The organism is Pseudomonas sp. X4 (assembly GCF_040784925.1).
GTDB lineage: Bacteria > Pseudomonadota > Gammaproteobacteria > Pseudomonadales > Pseudomonadaceae > Aquipseudomonas > Aquipseudomonas putida_Z.
In genome coordinates, this window is the sequence record NZ_CP160798.1 from 4,133,638 (window position 1) to 4,152,481 (window position 18,844).

General features: G+C 63.2%; 14 protein-coding genes. 10 read left to right on the top strand and 4 right to left on the bottom strand.

Features of this window, described 5'->3' with window-relative positions; genetic code table 11:
* Positions 1–179 precede the first annotated feature (179 nt).
* Positions 180–1,412 (bottom strand): diaminopimelate decarboxylase, encoded by a 1,233-nt coding sequence (gene lysA, locus ABX298_RS18495; RefSeq protein ID WP_286101339.1) that lies wholly within the window; start codon positions 1,410–1,412, stop codon positions 180–182.
* A gap of 124 nt (positions 1,413–1,536) precedes the next feature.
* On the opposite strand from lysA, the gene ABX298_RS18500 reads away from it, so the two are divergent.
* Positions 1,537–2,442 (top strand): LysR family transcriptional regulator, encoded by a 906-nt coding sequence (locus ABX298_RS18500; RefSeq protein ID WP_025338281.1) that lies wholly within the window; start codon positions 1,537–1,539, stop codon positions 2,440–2,442.
* 192 nt (positions 2,443–2,634) lie between these two features.
* On the opposite strand, the gene ABX298_RS18505 is transcribed toward ABX298_RS18500, so the two are convergent.
* The gene (locus tag ABX298_RS18505; protein WP_013971664.1) at positions 2,635–2,988 is read right to left on the bottom strand and encodes a hypothetical protein; all 354 of its coding nucleotides are present in this window, start codon (positions 2,986–2,988) and stop codon (positions 2,635–2,637) included.
* Between the two features lie 274 nt (positions 2,989–3,262).
* On the opposite strand from ABX298_RS18505, the gene ABX298_RS18510 reads away from it, so the two are divergent.
* The gene (locus ABX298_RS18510; protein ID WP_367393454.1) at positions 3,263–8,128 is read left to right on the top strand and encodes an NAD-glutamate dehydrogenase; all 4,866 of its coding nucleotides are present in this window, start codon (positions 3,263–3,265) and stop codon (positions 8,126–8,128) included.
* 432 nt (positions 8,129–8,560) lie between these two features.
* Here ABX298_RS18510 and ABX298_RS18515 read toward each other — a convergent pair whose 3' ends face one another.
* Positions 8,561–9,379 (bottom strand): pyruvate, water dikinase regulatory protein, encoded by an 819-nt coding sequence (locus tag ABX298_RS18515; protein ID WP_024086557.1) that lies wholly within the window; start codon positions 9,377–9,379, stop codon positions 8,561–8,563.
* A gap of 177 nt (positions 9,380–9,556) precedes the next feature.
* On the opposite strand from ABX298_RS18515, the gene ppsA reads away from it, so the two are divergent.
* The 8 genes from ppsA to ABX298_RS18555 all read left to right on the top strand — a co-directional run bounded on the left by ppsA (position 9,557) and on the right by ABX298_RS18555 (position 17,901).
* Entirely contained in the window at positions 9,557–11,932 is a 2,376-nt protein-coding gene (gene ppsA, locus ABX298_RS18520) for a phosphoenolpyruvate synthase (protein ID WP_075044190.1), read from the top strand.
* Between the two features lie 102 nt (positions 11,933–12,034).
* A complete protein-coding gene (locus ABX298_RS18525) occupies positions 12,035–13,027 on the top strand; it encodes an alpha/beta fold hydrolase (protein ID WP_286101341.1) in 993 nt (330 codons plus the stop codon).
* Between the two features lie 217 nt (positions 13,028–13,244).
* Positions 13,245–13,736: a ribonuclease E activity regulator RraA gene (gene rraA / locus ABX298_RS18530; protein ID WP_367393455.1), complete on the top strand. Its 492-nt coding sequence runs from the start codon at positions 13,245–13,247 to the stop codon at positions 13,734–13,736.
* A gap of 27 nt (positions 13,737–13,763) precedes the next feature.
* Entirely contained in the window at positions 13,764–14,759 is a 996-nt protein-coding gene (locus ABX298_RS18535; RefSeq protein WP_075044192.1) for a zinc transporter ZntB, read from the top strand.
* A gap of 214 nt (positions 14,760–14,973) precedes the next feature.
* The gene (locus ABX298_RS18540) at positions 14,974–15,246 is read left to right on the top strand and encodes a hypothetical protein (protein WP_004376140.1); all 273 of its coding nucleotides are present in this window, start codon (positions 14,974–14,976) and stop codon (positions 15,244–15,246) included.
* A 2-nt stretch (positions 15,247–15,248) separates the two neighbouring features.
* A complete protein-coding gene (locus ABX298_RS18545; RefSeq protein WP_004376138.1) occupies positions 15,249–16,073 on the top strand; it encodes a mechanosensitive ion channel domain-containing protein in 825 nt (274 codons plus the stop codon).
* A 112-nt stretch (positions 16,074–16,185) separates the two neighbouring features.
* Positions 16,186–16,752: an RNA polymerase sigma factor SigX gene (sigX, locus tag ABX298_RS18550; RefSeq protein WP_003248665.1), complete on the top strand. Its 567-nt coding sequence runs from the start codon at positions 16,186–16,188 to the stop codon at positions 16,750–16,752.
* Positions 16,753–16,863: 111 nt separating this feature from the next.
* Positions 16,864–17,901 (top strand): OmpA family protein, encoded by a 1,038-nt coding sequence (locus ABX298_RS18555; RefSeq protein WP_004376136.1) that lies wholly within the window; start codon positions 16,864–16,866, stop codon positions 17,899–17,901.
* Between the two features lie 182 nt (positions 17,902–18,083).
* Here ABX298_RS18555 and cobA read toward each other — a convergent pair whose 3' ends face one another.
* Positions 18,084–18,824 (bottom strand): uroporphyrinogen-III C-methyltransferase, encoded by a 741-nt coding sequence (gene cobA / locus ABX298_RS18560; RefSeq protein ID WP_317409344.1) that lies wholly within the window; start codon positions 18,822–18,824, stop codon positions 18,084–18,086.
* Between the last annotated feature and the right edge of the window lie 20 nt (positions 18,825–18,844).

Consider the following 18,844-nt stretch of genomic DNA (forward strand, 5'->3'; position numbering starts at 1 on the left):
CTCGAGCCCGGCGCCGTACCTGTGGGAGCGGCTTTAGCCGCGAACACCGGCGCAGCCGGTGCCATGCACCGCGTTGGATTCTTCGCGGCTAAAGCCGCTCCCACAGGGTACGCGTACCGCTTGCGAATTCAGTTCTCTACGCGGCAGCGCAGCCCAACGTGCTGCCTGAAAAACGGTATTTAGAAACCCGCCTCCAGGCCCAGCAGGTCCTGCACCGTCTGCCTGCGGCGAATCATCCGTAGCGCTCCATCCTCGATCAGGAACTCCGGCAGCAACGGTCGGCTGTTGTAGTTCGACGACATCGACGCGCCATAGGCCCCGGCGTCGTGGATCACCAGCAGGTCACCCACCTGCGCCTGGGGCAGGTCGTGCGGGGTCAGTTCCTGGTCATCCTGGGTAAACACATCACCCGACTCGCACAGCGGCCCGGCCACCACGGTCGGCTGCCGTGGGCGGTCAACCGGCTGGCCGTCGGCGTCGAGCAGGGTCATGCGGTGGTAGGCCCCGTACATCGCCGGGCGCATCAGGTCGTTGAAACCGGCGTCGATCATGACGAAGGTATTGCGGCCCACCTGCTTCACGGCGCGTACCTCGGCCACCAGGTAGCCCGATTCCGCCACCAGGAAGCGCCCTGGCTCGATCTCCATGCGCACGGGGTGGCCCAGCATCGCTTCGATTTCCTTGCGGGCCACGGCCCAGGTCCGGGCGTAGCGTTGCAGGTCGACCGGCTTGTCGCTGCTGCGGTACGGGGTGGAAAGGCCGCCGCCAATGGAGAACGCCTCGATGTCCACGCCCAGGCGGCCGATCAGCTCGATCATCGAGCGCGCCACTTGCTCCAGATGCTGGTAGTCCACCCCGGAGCCGATGTGCATGTGCACCCCTACCAGGTGCAAGCCATGGGTTTTCACGCAGGTCAGCGCTTCGCCCAGCTCTTCGTGCCAGATGCCGTGCTTGCTGTTCTCGCCGCCGGTGTTGGTCTTGCGGCTGTGGCCATGGCCGAAGCCTGGGTTGATGCGGATCCACACGCGGTGGCCGGGCGAGCGTTCACCCAGTTGGCGCAGCATGTCGATGGAACCGGCGTTGACTTCGATCTTCGAGGCCACCACCCGCTCCAGGGTCGGCCGGTCCAGCGCGTCGCAGGTCAGCACCACGCCAGCAGGGTCGCCATCCACGCTGGCGCCCGCGGCAAAAGCCCGCTCCATTTCGCCCAGCGACACTGCGTCCAGCACCAGGCCGTGGGCGCGCATCAGGCGCAGCACATGCAGGTTGGGGTTGGCCTTCTGGGCGAAGCGCACGGTGTCGAACACCTTCAGCTGTTCGACACGCTCGGCGATGGTGCCGGCGTCGTAGGCCCACAGCGGCGAGCCGTGCTGGCGGACAGCCTCGGCCAGAAGAGTGAAGGGTGCAGTCATGGCGGCGCTACTCATATAAGGAAGGCCACGAGGATGAGCCAAAGCAGGAATTCAGAAAAATAGCTATTTTTCTGTCAGCCATTCATATCTGATATGACCATTGCCGACTTGCCAGGTGTTGCCCGTGAAACTGTCCGTCCGCCATATCGAAGTGTTCCGCGCCATCATGGCCGCTGGCAGCGTCACCGGTGCGGCGCGCCTGCTGTTTACCTCGCAGCCCACCGTCAGCCGTGAGCTGGCGCGGCTGGAGCAGGTAACCGGGCTGAACCTGTTCGAGCGCGAAGGTGGCCGCCTGGTGGCGACGGCCCAGGCGCTGCTGTTGATCGAGGAGGTTGAACGGGCCTACGTAGGGCTGGAGCGCATCGACCGCTTTGCCCAGGCCATCCGCAATTTCGAGCAGGGCCGGCTGGCCATTACCTGCCTGCCGCTGTTTTCCCAGACCTTGCTGCCCAAGGCTTGCCAGCGCTTTCACCAGCAGCACCGGGGCGTGAGCGTGAGTATCCTGGCGCAGGAGTCGCCGTTGCTGGAGGAGTCGCTGGTTGCCCAGCAGCATGACCTGGGCCTGACCGAGGTAGAGCAGATACCGCGTGGCGCCTACGGCGAATTGCTGTTCAGCGCCAACATGGTGTGCGTGCTGCCCGACGGGCACCCGTTGCAGGCCAGGGCCGAGCTGGAGCTGAGCGATTTCCACGAGGTCGACTTCATCAACCTGGCCAGCCTGGACACCTACCGGCAGCGCCTGGACCAGCACTTTCGCGCGGCAGGGGTGAACCGCCGCACGGTCATCGAGACCACCAGTGCGGCCTCGGTGTGCGCCATGGTCAGGCAGGGCCTGGGGGTGGCGATCATCAACCCGCTGAGCGGGCTGGAAGCGGCGCAGGGCGGGTTGCCGATCCGGCGTTTGCGGGTGTCGGTGCCGTACCAGGTGATGCTGATCAGGCCGGACCACCGGCCGGCGTCGGCGGCGGTGGAGCCGTTTTGCCAGGCGTTGCGGCAACAGGCCCAAGAGATGCAAGCGGCACTGATCTGAAGCCTGGCGCGCTCCAAGGGGACGCTCAAAATTCGCACACTTGTGCTGGTTGTACCGGCCTCATCGCCGGCAAGCCAGCTCCCACAGGTACGGTACATGGCTCGAGGCCGGCGCGGTCGGGGTGGGAGCTGGCTTGCCGGCGATGAGGCCGGTACAACCAGCAGAAGACAGGGCGTCTGTGAAGGCTGCGGCTCAGAGTTCGCAGACGAAGGTGCCGGTCCCGGCCAGGATGTTCTCCAGGGTTTCCTTCACTTCATCCATGTCACTCAACTCGCTGGTCAGGTTGATCTCCAGCACCTCATCCCCCTTCAGCGCATCCCGGTCGCCGGCCGCCACTTCGATCAGCAGGCGCTTGGCGCTCAGGGTCACTTTCAGGCCATCCAGCGTCGACGGCTCGTCATCCAGGGTCAGGTCGACGGTGTCTTCGTCCGGGTAGCGGGTCAGCAGGAACATCTGACCCTTGTCGCTGTGGCAGCACAGGGTCGCCATGTTGTCTTCCTCGTCATCGCAAGGGGTGGCGAACAGCAGGGCAGTATTGATTTGCATGGACAAGGCTCGGATCAAAGGAAACGGAAGGGAATTCTGACAGTCTTGCCGACAGGCATAAACGTAAAGTTACCCCCCCTTGACCGAAATTGTCGCAGCGCTGCAAGCCTTGATGACCGATCAGTCGTTAAGCTTCGGCGAGCCCTGGGCGTGCCTGCGCACGTTCAACGCCTGGTTTTACCGTCCGCCTTGCCACGGGTTGGCTATCGTTGATCCGTACACGGCGCACGCAGCGACGCTTCAATTATTACAAAGCCCAAGCGGAGTACCACAGATGGCGTTCTTCACCGCAGCCAGCAAAGCCGACTTCCAGCATCAACTGCAAGCGGCCCTGGCGCAGCACATCAGCGAACAGTCCCTGCCACAAGTCGCGCTGTTCGCCGAGCAGTTCTTCGGCATCATCTCTCTGGACGAACTCACCCAACGCAGGCTTTCCGACCTGGCCGGCTGCACCCTGTCAGCCTGGCGCATCATCGAGCGTTTCGACCCCGAATACCCGCAAGTACGGGTGTACAACCCCGATTACGAACGCAATGGCTGGCAATCGACCCACAGCGTGGTCGAAGTGCTGCACCACGACCTGCCGTTCCTGGTCGACTCGGTACGCACCGAGCTCAACCGCCGCGGCTACAGCATCCACACCCTGCAGACCACCGTGCTAAGCGTGCGCCGCGGCGCCAAGGGCGAGCTGCTTGAACTGCTGCCCAAGGGCACCCAGGGCGAGGGCGTACGCCATGAGTCGCTGATGTACCTGGAGATCGACCGTTGCGCCAACGCCGCCGAGCTGACGGTACTGGCCCGCGAGATCGAGCAGGTGCTGGCCGAGGTGCGGGTGGTGGTTGCCGACTTCGAACCGATGAAGGCCAAGCTGCGTGAAGTGGTGGCGGAGGTGGAGCAGACTGCCTTTGGCCCGGCGCAGCACGAAAAGGGCGAGGTGAAGGCTTTTCTCGAGTGGCTGCTGGACAACCACTTCACCTTCCTGGGCTATGAAGAATTCACCGTCAAGGGCGACGCCGATGGCGGCCAGATGGTCTACGACGAGCAGTCGTTCCTCGGCCTGCCGCGCCGCCTGCGCGTGGGCCTGACGAGCGACGAGCTGCGCATCGAAGACTATGCCGTGGCCTACCTCAACGAACCGTTGCTGCTGTCGTTCGCCAAGGCCGCGCTGCCAAGCCGCGTACACCGCCCGGCCTACCCGGACTACGTGTCGATCCGCCAGCTGGACGCCGACGGCAAGGTGATCAAGGAGCACCGCTTCATGGGCCTGTACACCTCGTCGGTGTACGGCGAAAGCGTGCATGCCATCCCTTATATCCGCCAGAAGGTCACCGAAGTCGAGCGCCGCTCGGGCTTCGATCCCAAGGCCCACCTGGGCAAGGAACTGGCCCAGGTGCTGGAAGTGCTGCCGCGCGACGACCTGTTCCAGACCCCGGTCGACGAGCTGTTCAGCACCGTCATGTCGATCGTGCAGATCCAGGAACGCAACAAGATCCGCGTGTTCCTGCGCAAGGACCCGTACGGCCGCTTCTGCTACTGCCTGGCCTATGTACCGCGGGAAATCTACTCCACTGAAGTGCGGCAGAAGATCCAGCAGGTGCTGATGGAACGCCTGAAGGCCAGCGACTGCGAGTTCTGGACCTTCTTCTCCGAATCGGTGCTGGCACGGGTTCAGCTGATTCTGCGGGTAGACCCGAAAAACCGCATCGACATCGACCCGCAGCAGCTGGAACGCGAAGTGATCCAGGCCTGCCGCTCGTGGCATGACGACTACTCGGCGCTGGTGATCGAGAACTTCGGCGAAGCCCAGGGCACCAACATCCTCGCCGACTTCCCCAAAGGTTTCCCGGCTGGCTACCGCGAGCGCTTCGCCGCGCACTCGGCGGTGGTCGACCTGCAGCACGTGCTGAACCTGTCGGAAAGCAAGCCGCTGGCGATGAGCTTCTACCAGCCGCTGACCCAGGTCGGCGAGCGCACCCTGCACTGCAAGCTGTACCACGCCGACACGCCGCTGGCGCTGTCCGACGTGCTGCCGATCCTGGAGAACCTTGGCCTGCGCGTGCTCGGCGAGTTCCCGTACCGCCTGCGCCATGCCAGTGGCCGCGGCTACTGGATCCACGACTTCGCCTTCACCTACAGCGAAGGCCTGAGCCTGGACATCCAACAGCTCAACGACACCCTGCAGGATGCCTTCATCCACATCGTCCGCGGCGATGCCGAGAACGACGCCTTCAACCGCCTGGTGCTGACCGCCGGCCTGCCATGGCGCGACGTGGCGCTGCTGCGCGCCTACGCCCGTTACCTGAAGCAGATTCGCCTGGGCTTCGACCTGGGCTACATCGCCAGCACCCTGAACAACCACACCGACATCGCCCGCGAGCTGACCCGGTTGTTCAAGACCCGCTTCTACCTGGCGCGCAAGCTCACCCAGGAAGACCTGGATGACAAGCAACTGCGCCTGGAGCAAGCCATCCTGACCGCGCTGGACGACGTGCAGGTGCTCAACGAAGACCGCATCCTGCGTCGCTACCTGGACCTGATCAAGGCCACCCTGCGCACCAACTTCTACCAGCCGGACGCCAACGGCCACAACAAGTCGTACTTCAGCTTCAAGTTCAACCCCAAGCTGATCCCCGAACTGCCTAAACCAGTGCCCAAGTTCGAGATCTTCGTCTACTCGCCACGGGTCGAAGGCGTGCACCTGCGCTTTGGCAACGTCGCCCGCGGCGGCCTGCGCTGGTCCGACCGCGAGGAAGACTTCCGCACCGAGGTGCTGGGCCTGGTGAAAGCCCAGCAGGTGAAGAACTCGGTCATCGTGCCGGTCGGTGCCAAGGGCGGCTTCCTGCCGCGCCGCCTGCCGCTGGGCGGCAGCCGTGACGAGATCGCCGCCGAAGGCGTGGCGTGCTACCGCATCTTCATTTCCGGCCTGCTCGACATCACCGACAACCTCAAGGACGGTGGCGTGGTACCGCCGGCCAACGTGGTGCGCCATGACGATGACGACCCGTACCTGGTGGTGGCGGCCGACAAGGGCACCGCGACCTTCTCGGACATCGCCAACGGCATCGCCATCGACTACGGCTTCTGGCTGGGCGACGCCTTCGCCTCGGGCGGCTCGGCCGGTTACGACCACAAGAAGATGGGTATTACCGCGCGCGGCGCCTGGGTGGGCGTGCAGCGCCACTTCCGCGAGCGCGGCATCAATGTGCAGGAAGACCCGATCACCGTCATTGGCGTCGGCGACATGGCCGGCGACGTGTTCGGCAACGGCCTGCTGATGTCCGACAAGCTGCAACTGGTGGCGGCGTTCAACCACCTGCACATCTTCATCGACCCGAACCCGGAGCCAGCCGCAAGCTTTGCCGAACGCAAGCGCCTGTTCGACCTGCCGCGCTCGGCCTGGAGCGACTACGACACCAGCATCATGTCCGAAGGCGGCGGGATCTTCCCGCGCAGTGCCAAGAGCATCGCCATCAGCCCGCAGATGAAAGAGCGCTTCGCCATCGAAGCCGACCGCCTGACCCCGACCGAGCTGCTCAATGCGCTGCTCAAGGCACCGGTAGACCTGCTGTGGAACGGTGGCATCGGTACCTACGTCAAGGCCAGCACCGAGAGCCACGCCGACGTCGGTGACAAGGCCAACGACGCGCTGCGGGTCAATGGCAACGAACTGCGCTGCAAGGTGGTGGGCGAGGGCGGCAACCTGGGCATGACCCAGCTTGGCCGGGTCGAGTTCGGCCTGCATGGCGGCGCCACCAACACCGACTTCATCGACAACGCCGGCGGCGTGGACTGCTCCGACCACGAGGTCAACATCAAGATCCTGCTCAACGAAGTGGTGCAGGGTGGCGACATGACCGAGAAGCAGCGCAACCAGCTGCTGGGCAGCATGACCGACGAAGTGGCCGGCCTGGTGCTGGGCAACAACTACAAGCAGACCCAGGCGTTGTCGCTGGCGGCCCGCCGTGCCCGCGAGCGGATTGCCGAGTACAAGCGCCTGATGGCCGACCTGGAGGCTCGAGGCAAGCTGGACCGCGCCATCGAGTTCCTGCCGTCCGAAGAGCAGTTGGCCGAACGCCTGGCCGCCGGTCAGGGCCTGACCCGTGCCGAGCTGTCGGTGCTGATCTCGTACAGCAAGATCGACCTCAAGGAACAGCTGCTCAAGTCGCTGGTGCCGGACGACGACTACCTGACCCGCGACATGGAAACCGCCTTCCCGCCGTCGCTGGTCAGCAAATTTGCCGAGTCCATGCGCCGCCACCGCCTGAAGCGCGAAATCGTCAGCACCCAGATCGCCAACGACCTGGTCAACAACATGGGCATCACCTTCGTCCAGCGCCTGAAGGAGTCGACCGGCTTGAGCCCGGCCAACGTGGCCGGGGCCTATGTGATCGTGCGCGACATCTTCCATCTGCCGCACTGGTTCCGCCAGATCGAGGCACTGGACTACCAGGTGCCGGCGGAAATCCAGCTTACCCTGATGGACGAGCTGATGCGCCTGGGCCGCCGTGCCACCCGCTGGTTCCTGCGCAGCCGCCGCAACGAGCAGGACGCCGGGCGCGACACCGCGCACTTCGGGCCGAAGATCGCGCAACTGGGGCTCAAGCTCGACGAGTTGCTCGAAGGCCCGACCCGCGAGCGCTGGATGGTGCGCTACCAGGGCTTCGTCGAGGCTGGTGTGCCGGAGTTGCTGGCGCGCATGGTGGCTGGCACTACCCACCTGTACACCCTGTTGCCGATCATCGAGGCCTCGGATGTTACCGGCCATGACCCGGCGCAGGTGGCCAAGGCGTTCTTCGCCGTGGGCAGCGCACTGGACCTGACCTGGTACCTGCAGGAAATTAGCAACCTGCCGGTGGAGAACAACTGGCAGGCGCTGGCCCGCGAGGCGTTCCGCGACGACATCGACCTGCAGCAGCGGGCGATCACCATCTCGGTACTGCAGATGGCCGATGCACCGGAAGACATGGACGCCCGCGTGGCGCTGTGGGCCGAGCAGCACCGGGTGATGGTGGAGCGCTGGCGCGCCATGCTGGATGACCTGCGCAATGCCACCGGTACCGACTATGCTATGTACGCGGTAGCCAACCGCGAGCTGGTCGACCTGGCCATGAGCGGGCAGGCGGCGGTGGTGCCGTCCTGAGCCATGAGCTGAAATGAAAAGCCCCGGCAGTGATGCCGGGGCTTTTTTATTCCTGTGCTGGCCCTTTCGCGGGTGAACCCGCTCCCACAGGGATATCACAAGACTTGAGTGCAGTGAGGTCCCTGTGGGAGCGGGCGTGCCCGCGAAGAGGCCGGTACAAGCTTACTTGAACCTGCGCTCCACCCCTTTCTCCACCAGAATCTCCGCCGAAATCTCCTCCCACAGGGATATCACAAGACTTGAGTGTAGTGATGTCCCTGTGGGAGCGGGTTTACCCGCGAAGAGGCCGGTACAGGCTTACTTGAACCTGCGCTCCACCCCTTTCTCCACCAGAATCTCCGCCGAAATCTCCTCCCACAGGGATATCACAAGACTTGAGTGTAGTGAGGTCCCTGTGGGAGCGGGTTTACCCGCGAAGAGGCCGGTACAGGCTTACTTGAACCTGCGCTCCACCCCTTTCTCCACGAGAATCTTCGCCGAAATCTCCTCCACCGAAAAATGCGTGGAATTGATGTTGGGAATGTTCTCCCGGCGGAACAGGTTTTCCACCTCGCGCACTTCGAACTCGCACTGGGCAAAGCTGGAATAGCGGCTGTTGGGCTTGCGCTCGTGGCGGATGGCGGTGAGGCGGTCGGGGTCGATGGTCAGGCCGAACAGCTTGTTGTGGTGCTTTTTCAGCACCGCCGGCAGCTGCAGGCGCTCCATGTCGTCCTCGGTCAGCGGGTAGTTGGCGGCGCGGATGCCGAATTGCATGGCCATGTACAGGCAGGTGGGGGTCTTGCCGCAGCGCGATACGCCTACCAGGATCAGGTCGGCCTTGTCGTAGTAGTGGGTGCGTGCGCCATCGTCGTTGTCCAGGGCGAAATTCACCGCCTCGATGCGTTCCATGTAGTTGGAATTGCCGCCGATCGAGTGCGACTTGCCGACGGAATACGACGAATGGGCAGTCAATTCTTGTTCAAGCGGGGACAAAAACGAAGAAAAGATGTCGATCATGAAGCCATTCGAGGTAGCCAGGATCTCACGGATGTCCTGATTGACGATGGTGTCGAAGATGATCGGGCGTACACCATCGCGCTCGGCCGCGGCGTTGATCTGCTGGACCATGGTCCGCGCCTTTTCCGGCGAATCGATGTAGGGACGGGTGAATTTATTGAACGGAATGCTCTCGAATTGAGCGAGCAGACTCTGGCCCAGGGTTTCGGCGGTAATGCCGGTGCCGTCGGAGATGAAGAACGCGGTTCGTTTCATTTGCGATCTGGGCCTTAAGCTGATGACGTTTCTTGGATATGATAAGTTCGGTTTGCCGAATGCGGCTGTCGGCATTCTCACTTATTTTCCAGGTACAGGCCACAAGCGTCCGGCCAAGTCAACGAAGGCAGGCGGGCGCCCTTGAGCTTTTCCAATACAGTTAGTGGAGAGATCACCTTGGTAGAGTACGTAGTTTCCCTCGATAAGCTCGGCGTCCATGATGTGGAGCATGTGGGGGGCAAGAACGCATCCCTGGGCGAGATGATCAGCAACCTTGCAGGTGCTGGTGTATCGGTGCCGGGCGGCTTTGCCACTACGGCGCAGGCGTACCGCGATTTTCTCGAACAGAGTGGTCTCAACGACCGTATCCACGCCGCGCTCGACGCACTCGACGTGGATGACATCAACGCCCTGACCAAGACCGGCGCGCAGATTCGCCAGTGGGTCATGGAAGCCGACTTCCCGGCCCGCCTGGATTCGGAAATCCGTACGGCCTTCGCCGAAATGGCTGCCGGCAACGACAACATGGCAGTTGCCGTGCGCTCCTCGGCCACCGCCGAAGACCTGCCGGACGCCTCGTTCGCCGGTCAGCAGGAAACCTTCCTCAACATCCGCGGCGTCGACAACGTGATCCGCGCGGCCAAGGAAGTGTTCGCCTCGCTGTTCAACGACCGTGCCATCGCCTACCGCGTGCACCAGGGCTTCGACCACAAGCTGGTAGCCCTGTCCGCCGGCGTGCAGCGCATGGTCCGCTCCGAAACCGGCACCGCCGGCGTCATGTTCACCCTCGACACCGAGTCGGGCTTCCGCGACGTGGTGTTCATCACCGGCGCCTACGGCCTGGGCGAAACCGTGGTGCAGGGTGCGGTCAACCCTGACGAATTCTACGTGCACAAACAAACCCTGGAGGCCGGCCGCCCGGCCATCTTGCGCCGCAACCTGGGCAGCAAGGCGATCAAGATGGTCTACGGCGAAGAAGCCAAGGCCGGCCGTTCGGTCAAGACCGTCGAAGTGGACCGCGCCGAGCGCGCGCGCTTCTGCCTTACCGATGCCGAGGTCAGCGAGCTGGCCAAGCAGGCCATGATCATCGAGAAACACTACCAGCGCCCGATGGACATCGAATGGGCCAAGGACGGTGACGATGGCAAGCTGTACATCGTCCAGGCGCGCCCCGAGACGGTGAAGAGCCGTTCCAGCGCCAACGTCATGGAACGCTACCTGCTCAAAGAGAAGGGCACCGTACTGGTCGAAGGCCGCGCCATTGGCCAGCGCATCGGCGCCGGCAAGGTCCGCGTGATCAACGACGTATCGGAAATGGACAAGGTCCAGCCGGGCGACGTGCTGGTCTCCGACATGACCGACCCGGACTGGGAGCCGGTGATGAAGCGCGCCAGCGCCATCGTCACCAACCGTGGCGGGCGTACCTGCCACGCGGCGATCATCGCCCGTGAGCTGGGCATTCCGGCCGTGGTCGGCTGCGGCAACGCCACCCAGGTGCTGAAAGATGGCCAGGGCGTGACCGTATCCTGCGCCGAAGGCGATACCGGCTTCATCTTCGAGGGCGAGCTGGGGTTCGACGTCAAGCAGAACTCGGTCGACGCCATGCCTGACCTGCCGTTCAAGATCATGATGAACGTCGGCAACCCGGACCGTGCGTTCGATTTCGCCCAGTTGCCCAACGCCGGTGTCGGCCTGGCGCGCCTGGAGTTCATCATCAACCGCATGATCGGCGTGCACCCCAAGGCACTGCTGAACTACGCAGGCCTGCCAGCCGACCTGAAGGACAGCGTCGACAAGCGCATCGCCGGCTACAACGACCCGGTCGGCTTCTACGTCGAGAAGCTGGTCGAGGGCATCAGCACCCTGGCTGCGGCCTTCTACCCGAAAAAGGTCATCGTGCGCCTGTCGGACTTCAAGTCCAACGAGTACGCCAACCTGATCGGCGGCAAGCTGTACGAGCCGGAAGAAGAAAACCCGATGCTGGGCTTCCGTGGCGCTTCGCGCTACATCAGCGAATCGTTCCGTGACTGCTTCGAGCTCGAGTGCCGTGCGCTCAAGCGCGTGCGCAACGAGATGGGCCTGACCAACGTCGAGATCATGGTGCCGTTCGTACGCACCCTGGGTGAAGCCAGCCAGGTCGTCGACCTGCTTGCCGAAAACGGCCTGGCCCGCGGCGAAAACGGCCTGCGCGTGATCATGATGTGCGAACTGCCGTCCAACGCCATCCTCGCCGAAGAGTTCCTGGAATACTTCGACGGCTTCTCGATCGGCTCGAACGACCTGACCCAGCTGACCCTGGGCCTGGACCGTGACTCGGGCATCATCGCCCACCTGTTCGACGAGCGTAACCCCGCGGTGAAGAAGCTGCTGGCCAACGCCATTGCCGCGTGCAACAAGGCTGGCAAGTACATCGGCATCTGCGGCCAGGGCCCGTCGGACCACCCGGACCTGGCCAAGTGGCTGATGGAACAGGGCATCGACAGCGTGTCGCTGAACCCGGACTCGGTACTCGAAACCTGGTTCTACCTGGCCGAAGGGCAGGGCGCGGTCTGATGCAGTAAAACGCGGGGGTACGTCTGGCGTACCCCCGCCTGGTTTTTTCCAGGGCGAGCTCCAGCAATGGATCCCGCCCTTTTTTGTGCACCAAGCAACCTTATGCAAAGCAGCAGCACTCTATTCCCCGTGGCCCTGCTCAGTGCCGAACGCCGCGGCGACCTCAGCGAAGACGTGTACCGGATCAAGGCCGGCAACAGCCCTGACCCCAGCGTCGAGCTGGCTGTCACCCGCCTGGGGCTGGCCGATCAGGGCCAGGCCCAGGGCGTGCCGGTCATTCTCCTGCACGGCAGCTTCTCCAACCGCCGCTTCTGGTACTCGCCCAAAGGGGTTGGCCTGGGGGCCTATCTCGCCCGCGCCGGCTTCGATGTGTGGATCCCGGAAATGCGCGGCCACGGCCTGTCGCCGCGTAACCATGACTGGAAGCACAACAGCGTTGCCGCCTATGCCCGCGATGACCTGCCGCTGATTGCCGCGTTCGTGCGCGAGCAATCGGGCCAGGCGCCGCACTGGGTCGGCCATTCCCTGGGTGGTACGACCCTGGCGGCAGCGCTGGGCGGTGGCTTTCTGCCAGCCGAGCAGGTGGCCAGCGTGGCGCTGTTCGGTACCCAGATCAGCCGCGTGTACTGGCCGTTGAAGGTGCCGCCGCTGGCCTGGGGGGCGAAGCTGCTGCTCAAGCGCTGGGGGCAGATTTCCGGGCCGCGTTTCAAGCGTGGGCCGGAGGATGAGCCGATCGGCCTGGCCCTGGAGAGCATGCGCTGGCATGGCCTGTTCGGGCGCTTTGGCGACAGGCAGAGCGACTGGTGGGCGGGGCTGGCCGAGGTGGATGTACCGCTGCTGGCGGTGGCGGGTGCGGGGGACTTCCAGGACCCGGTGTGGGCCTGCCGCAAGCTGTTCGAGCAATTGGGCGGTGAGCGCAAGCAGTTTCTGCGGCTGGGGCTCGAGGAAGGCTTCGAGGCTTTCGGGCATGTCGACATGCTGGTGAGCAAGGCCGCGCAGGTGCAGGTGTGGCCGCTGGTGGAGCGTTGGCTGCGGGATCCGCTGGTGCCGGTGCATGAATCCACGGTGGTGGCGGAGCCTGTGCCCGCCAGTTGATTCTGCTGTGTCTGGACTGTCCCTATCGCCGGCAAGCCAGCTCCCACAGGAGTATCACTAGCCTGAAGCCAGCGGGGTCCTGTGGGAGCTGGCTTGCCGGCGATAGGGCCGGTACAGGCAAAACACAACTGACTGCTTGGTCCCGGATGACTGCAATGGGCTCTACGGTGTAGCCTTGGCCGATACCCGCTTTCGTTGTGACTGACAGGAGCTTCCCATGCAGCATTACGTTACGCCCGACCTGTGTGACGCCTACCCGGACCTGGTGCAGGTGCTGGAACCGATGTTCAGCAGTTTCGGCGGCCGCGATTCGTTCGGCGGCCAGATCGTCACCATCAAGTGCTTCGAAGACAACTCGCTGGTCAAGGAGCAGGTCGAGCTCGATGGCAAGGGCAAGGTCCTGGTCGTCGATGGTGGTGGCTCGCTGCGCCGCGCACTGCTCGGCGACATGCTCGCCGAGAAGGCTGCCAAGAACGGTTGGGAAGGCCTGGTGATCTACGGCTGCGTGCGTGACGTCGACGTGCTGATCCAGACCGACGTCGGCGTGCAGGCCCTGGCCAGCCACCCGATGAAGACCGACAAGCGCGGCATCGGCGACCTCAACGTGGCAGTGACCTTCGCCGGGGTGACCTTCCGCCCGGGCGAGTACGTGTATGCCGACAACAATGGCGTGCTGGTCTCGCCAAGCCCGCTGAAAATGCCGGAGTGATGCGCCGCCCGCGCTGATGGAGCTTTGATGTTCGAGGAAGACAACGCGCAGTGGGGGCTGGTACACGCCCTGGTGCTCGATGGCAAAGGCGGCGCGCGCTCGATTGCCCGTACCGAGCTGGACGACCTGCAGCTGCAACCCGAGCAGAGCCTGTGGCTGCACTGGGACCGCAGCCATCCGCAAACCCGCACCTGGCTGCTGCACGACAGCGGCCTGAGCGCGTTCGCCTGCGAGCTGCTGCTGGAAGAAAACACCCGGCCGCGCCTGCTGCCCCTGGCCGATGAACAGTTGTTGCTGTTCCTGCGTGGGGTCAACCTCAACCCGGGGGCAGAGCCTGAAGACATGGTCTCGGTGCGCATCTTCGCCGAGGCGCAGCGGGTCATCTCGCTGCGCCTGCGGCCGTTGCGCGCCAGTGACGAGATTCTCCAGCAGCTCGAAGAGGGCAGGGGCCCGAAATCGGCTTCCGAGCTGTTGCTGCTGATGGGCGAACTGCTGACCGAAAAGGTCCAGGGCCTGGTCAGCGACCTGTCCGAACTGGTCGACCTGGAAGAAGAAAAGGTCGAGTCCGACGAACGGTACACTCCAGAGAATGGCTGCCTGCAGCAGATTCGCCGGCGTGCCGCCGGCCTGCGGCGTTTCCTGGCTCCGCAGCGGGAGATCTACGCCCAGCTGTCGCGTAGCAAATGGAGCTGGTTCGTCGATGCCGACGCCGATTACTGGAACGAGCTGAACAACAGCCTGATCCGCTACCTCGAAGAGCTGGAACTGACCCGCGAGCGGGCCGCCCTGGTGCTGGAAAGCCAGGATCGTCGGCGCAGCGAGCGCATGAACCGCACCATGTACCGCTTTGGCATCATCACCTGCATCTTCCTGCCCATGAGCTTCATCACCGGGCTGCTGGGCATCAATGTCGGCGGCATCCCGGGGGCGGAAAACCCCTATGGCTTCCTGTTTGCCTGCATCGTCGTGCTGGGGCTGGCAGTGGGGCAGTGGTGGCTGTTCCGGCGGTTGCGGTGGGTATAGATGCTCATTGACCTGCACCGGCCCTATCGCCGGCAAGCCAGCTCCCACAGGTGCACCACAGGTTTCAAGGCTTGTGGTACCCCTGTGGGAGCTGGCTTGCCGGCGATAGGGCCAGTGCAGGCAAGCGCCATTCATTTTGAAACACTCGTCCCAATGCGATGTGTGACCCATCGACCGGCCATCTCGTCTCTGACTGACACTGCGCGAGGTGCCCATGCACGATCCGTTTGAAGAATCCCTGCGCGACCTGCTCAAGGCGTCACCCTCCGGCAATGACCGGGACGACCGGGACGACGCCGCTTGCCTGGGTCGCGTGCTGAAAACCGCCAACCGCCAGGTTGGCGCGGGCGATCTGTTCAGCCTGCTTGGCCGCTGGAGCCAGGCGCTGCTGATCGCCGTGAACAATGGCGCGGCGCATGTTGCGCCGGTGCGTCGACACTCTTCCCGCAACGCTGCCAACGGCAGCAAAGCAGATAAGGCCGATTGAATATGGAACTCGATCTCTGGACCCAGAGCCTGGTCACCGCCATGACTGCCCTTTGGACCAAGGTAGCGAACTTCATCCCCAACCTGTTCGGCGCGCTGGTCGTGGTGCTGCTCGGTTTCGTGGTGGCCAAGCTGCTCGACACGCTGCTGTCCAAACTGCTGGCCAAGTTCGGCCTGGACCGCCTGATGGCCGGCACCGGCCTGACCAAGATGCTCGGCCGGGTCGGCATCCAGGTACCCATCTCCACCCTGATCGGCAAGATCGTCTACTGGTTCGTGCTGCTTATCTTCCTGGTCTCGGCCGCCGAGTCGCTGGGCCTGGAGCGGGTGTCGGCAACCCTCGACATGCTTGCCCTGTACCTGCCGAAGGTGTTCGGCGCAGCCCTGGTGCTGCTGGCTGGCGTGCTGCTGGCCCAGGTGGCCAACGGCCTGGTACGCGGCGCTGCCGAAGGCATCGGCCTGGAATACTCGGCAGGCCTGGGCCGTATCACCCAAGGCCTGGTGATCATCATCAGCATCTCGGTGGCCATCAGCCAGCTGGAGGTGAAAACCGACCTGCTGAACCATGTGATCGTGATCGGGCTGATTACCGTTGGTCTGGCCGTTGCATTGGCAATGGGCCTCGGTAGCCGCGAAATCGCCGGGCAAATCCTTGCCGGCATCTACGTGCGCGAGCTGTACCAGGTGGGCCAGCAGGTGCGAATTGGAGAGGTCGAAGGGCATATCGAGGAAATCGGTACGGTCAAGACGACGCTGCTGACCGATGATGGCGAACTGGTATCGCTGTCCAATCGTGAGCTGCTTGAACAGCGAGTCAATAGCCGCTAACCGCACAAAGCTGTTAATGTATGCCGCCGCGAAAATCGACCCACGGGGTCGCGCGGCGACATTGACCTGACTGTCGGCCAGATCCGTTTTGAATAAAGTTCATTCGCCGCCCATGCGTTATGACCCCCGCGAGCTCACCGACGAAGAGTTGGTGGCGCGTTCGCATGAGGAGCTGTACCACGTTACCCGCGCCTATGAAGAGCTCATGCGGCGCTACCAACGGACCCTGTTCAACGTCTGTGCGCGTTATCTGGGGAACGACCGTGACGCGGACGATGTCTGTCAGGAAGTCATGTTGAAAGTGCTGTACGGGCTGAAGAACTTCGAGGGTAAGTCCAAGTTCAAGACCTGGCTCTACAGCATCACCTACAACGAATGCATTACCCAGTACCGCAAGGAGCGCCGTAAACGTCGGTTGATGGATGCCTTGAGTCTGGACCCTGTTGAAGAGGCGTCCGAAGACAAGGCTCCGAAGCCGGAAGAAAAAGGCGGGCTGGACAAGTGGCTGGTGCATGTGAACCCGATTGACCGGGAAATCCTGGTGCTGCGTTTTGTCGCAGAGCTGGAATTTCAGGAAATTGCCGACATCATGCACATGGGCCTGAGCGCGACAAAAATGCGCTACAAGCGCGCGCTAGACAAGCTTCGGGAGAAATTTGCCGGCCTCGATGAAACTTAGTGGCGTGCAAATATCTCTAACGAACCGGCGAGTTCTGCTAGACTTGCCGTCGAGTTGTCCCCCTTGTTTGTGGTGGGACTGCTTAACTATCACCAGATGGGGATTTAACGGATGAAATTGAAAAACACCTTGGGCTTGGCCATTGGCTCGCTCGTCGCTGCTACTTCGTTCGGCGTTCTGGCTCAAGGCCAAGGCGCTGTGGAAATCGAAGGCAACGTTACCAAGCAGTACTACGACAGCGAACGTAACTTCAAGAACGACGGCACCAATCCTGGTGTTCGCCTGGGCTACTTCCTGACCGACGACGTTTCCCTGGACCTCGGCTACAACGAGACCCACAACGCTCGTGGTGAAGTCTTCAATAAAGACATCAAAGGTTCCAAGGCCAAGCTCGACGCTACCTACCACTTCGGTACCGTGGGCGACGCTCTGCGTCCGTACGTTTCCGCCGGTTTCGCTCACGAGAGCCTGGGCCAGGCCACTCGTAGCGGCCGCGACCACTCCACCTTCGCCAACGTTGGCGCTGGCGCCAAGTGGTACATCACCGACATGTTCTTCGCCCGTGCTGGCGTAGAAGCCATGTACAACATCGACAACGGCAACACCGAGTGGGGCCCGACCGTTGGTGTTGGTCTGAACTTCGGCGGTAGCCCGAAGCAAGCTGAAGTCGCTCCGGCTCCAGTTGCCGAAGTGTGCTCCGACTCCGACAACGACGGCGTTTGCGACAACGTCGACAAGTGCCCAGACACCCCAGCCAACGTTACCGTTGACGCTGATGGCTGCCCGGCTGTTGCCGAAGTCGTTCGCGTTGAGCTGGACGTCAAGTTCGACTTCGACAAGTCGGTCGTCAAGCCAAACAGCTACGGCGACATCAAGAACCTGGCTGACTTCATGAAGCAGTACCCACAGACCACCACCACCGTGGAAGGTCACACTGACTCCGTCGGCCCAGACGCTTACAACCAGAAGCTGTCCGAGCGTCGTGCCAACGCTGTCAAGCAGGTCCTGACCCAGCAGTACGGCGTGGAATCCAGCCGTGTTGACTCGGTTGGCTACGGCGAAACCCGTCCGGTTGCCGACAACGCCACCGAAGAAGGCCGTGCTGTCAACCGTCGCGTTGAAGCTCAGGTAGAAGCCCAGGCCAAGTAATTGGTTTGAAGCTTCATGAAAAACCCGGCCTCGGCCGGGTTTTTCTTTGCCTGGGATTTGTGTGGTGTGTGCTGGCCCTTTCGCGGGTAAACCCGCTCCCACAGGTTCGCCGCACCCTTCAGGTCATGCACAATCCCTGTGGGAGCGGGTTTACCCGCGAAAGGGCCGGCGCAGGCAGCGCATCATCCAGCAATTGCCACCAATTCCTGAACCACCTGTTTCCCAACCACCTCCCCAATCACCAAAATCGCCGGGCTACGCAAGCCAAACCCCCGCGCATCCTCGGCCATCCCCCGCACATCGCTCCTGCACTCCCGCTGCTGCGGCAACGAGGCATTCTCGATCATCGCCACCGGCGTCGCCGGTGCCATGCCCCCGTCCAGCAACCCTTGGCGCACCTGCTCCAGCCTGGCCACGCCCATGTACACCACCAGCGTCGTCCCGCCCTGGGCCAAGGCCGCCCAGTTCAGTTCGCTGTCGTCCTGGGTATGTGCCGTGACCAGCGTCACGCCCCGGCTCACACCCCGTGAGGTCAGGGAAATCCCGCATTGCGTGGCGCCAGCCAGGCCGGCGGTGATGCCGTTGACCACTTCCACCTCGATGCCATGCCCCTGCAACCACAGCGCCTCTTCACCACCACGGCCGAAGATGCACGGGTCGCCGCCCTTGAGCCGGACCACGCAGCGTCCTTGCCGCGCATGGCGCAGCATCAGGCGCTGGATGAACGCCTGCGGTGTGGAGCGGCAGCCGCCGCGCTTGCCCACGGCAATCACCCGGGCCTGTGGGCAATGCTCCAGCACCGCCGGGTTGACCAGGTCGTCGATCATCACCACAGCGGCTTGCTGCAATGCGCGTACAGCCTTGAGGGTGAGCAGTTCGGGGTCACCAGGGCCAGCACCAACCAGCCAGACTTTCGCATTCATCAGGGTTTCCTCATCGGCAA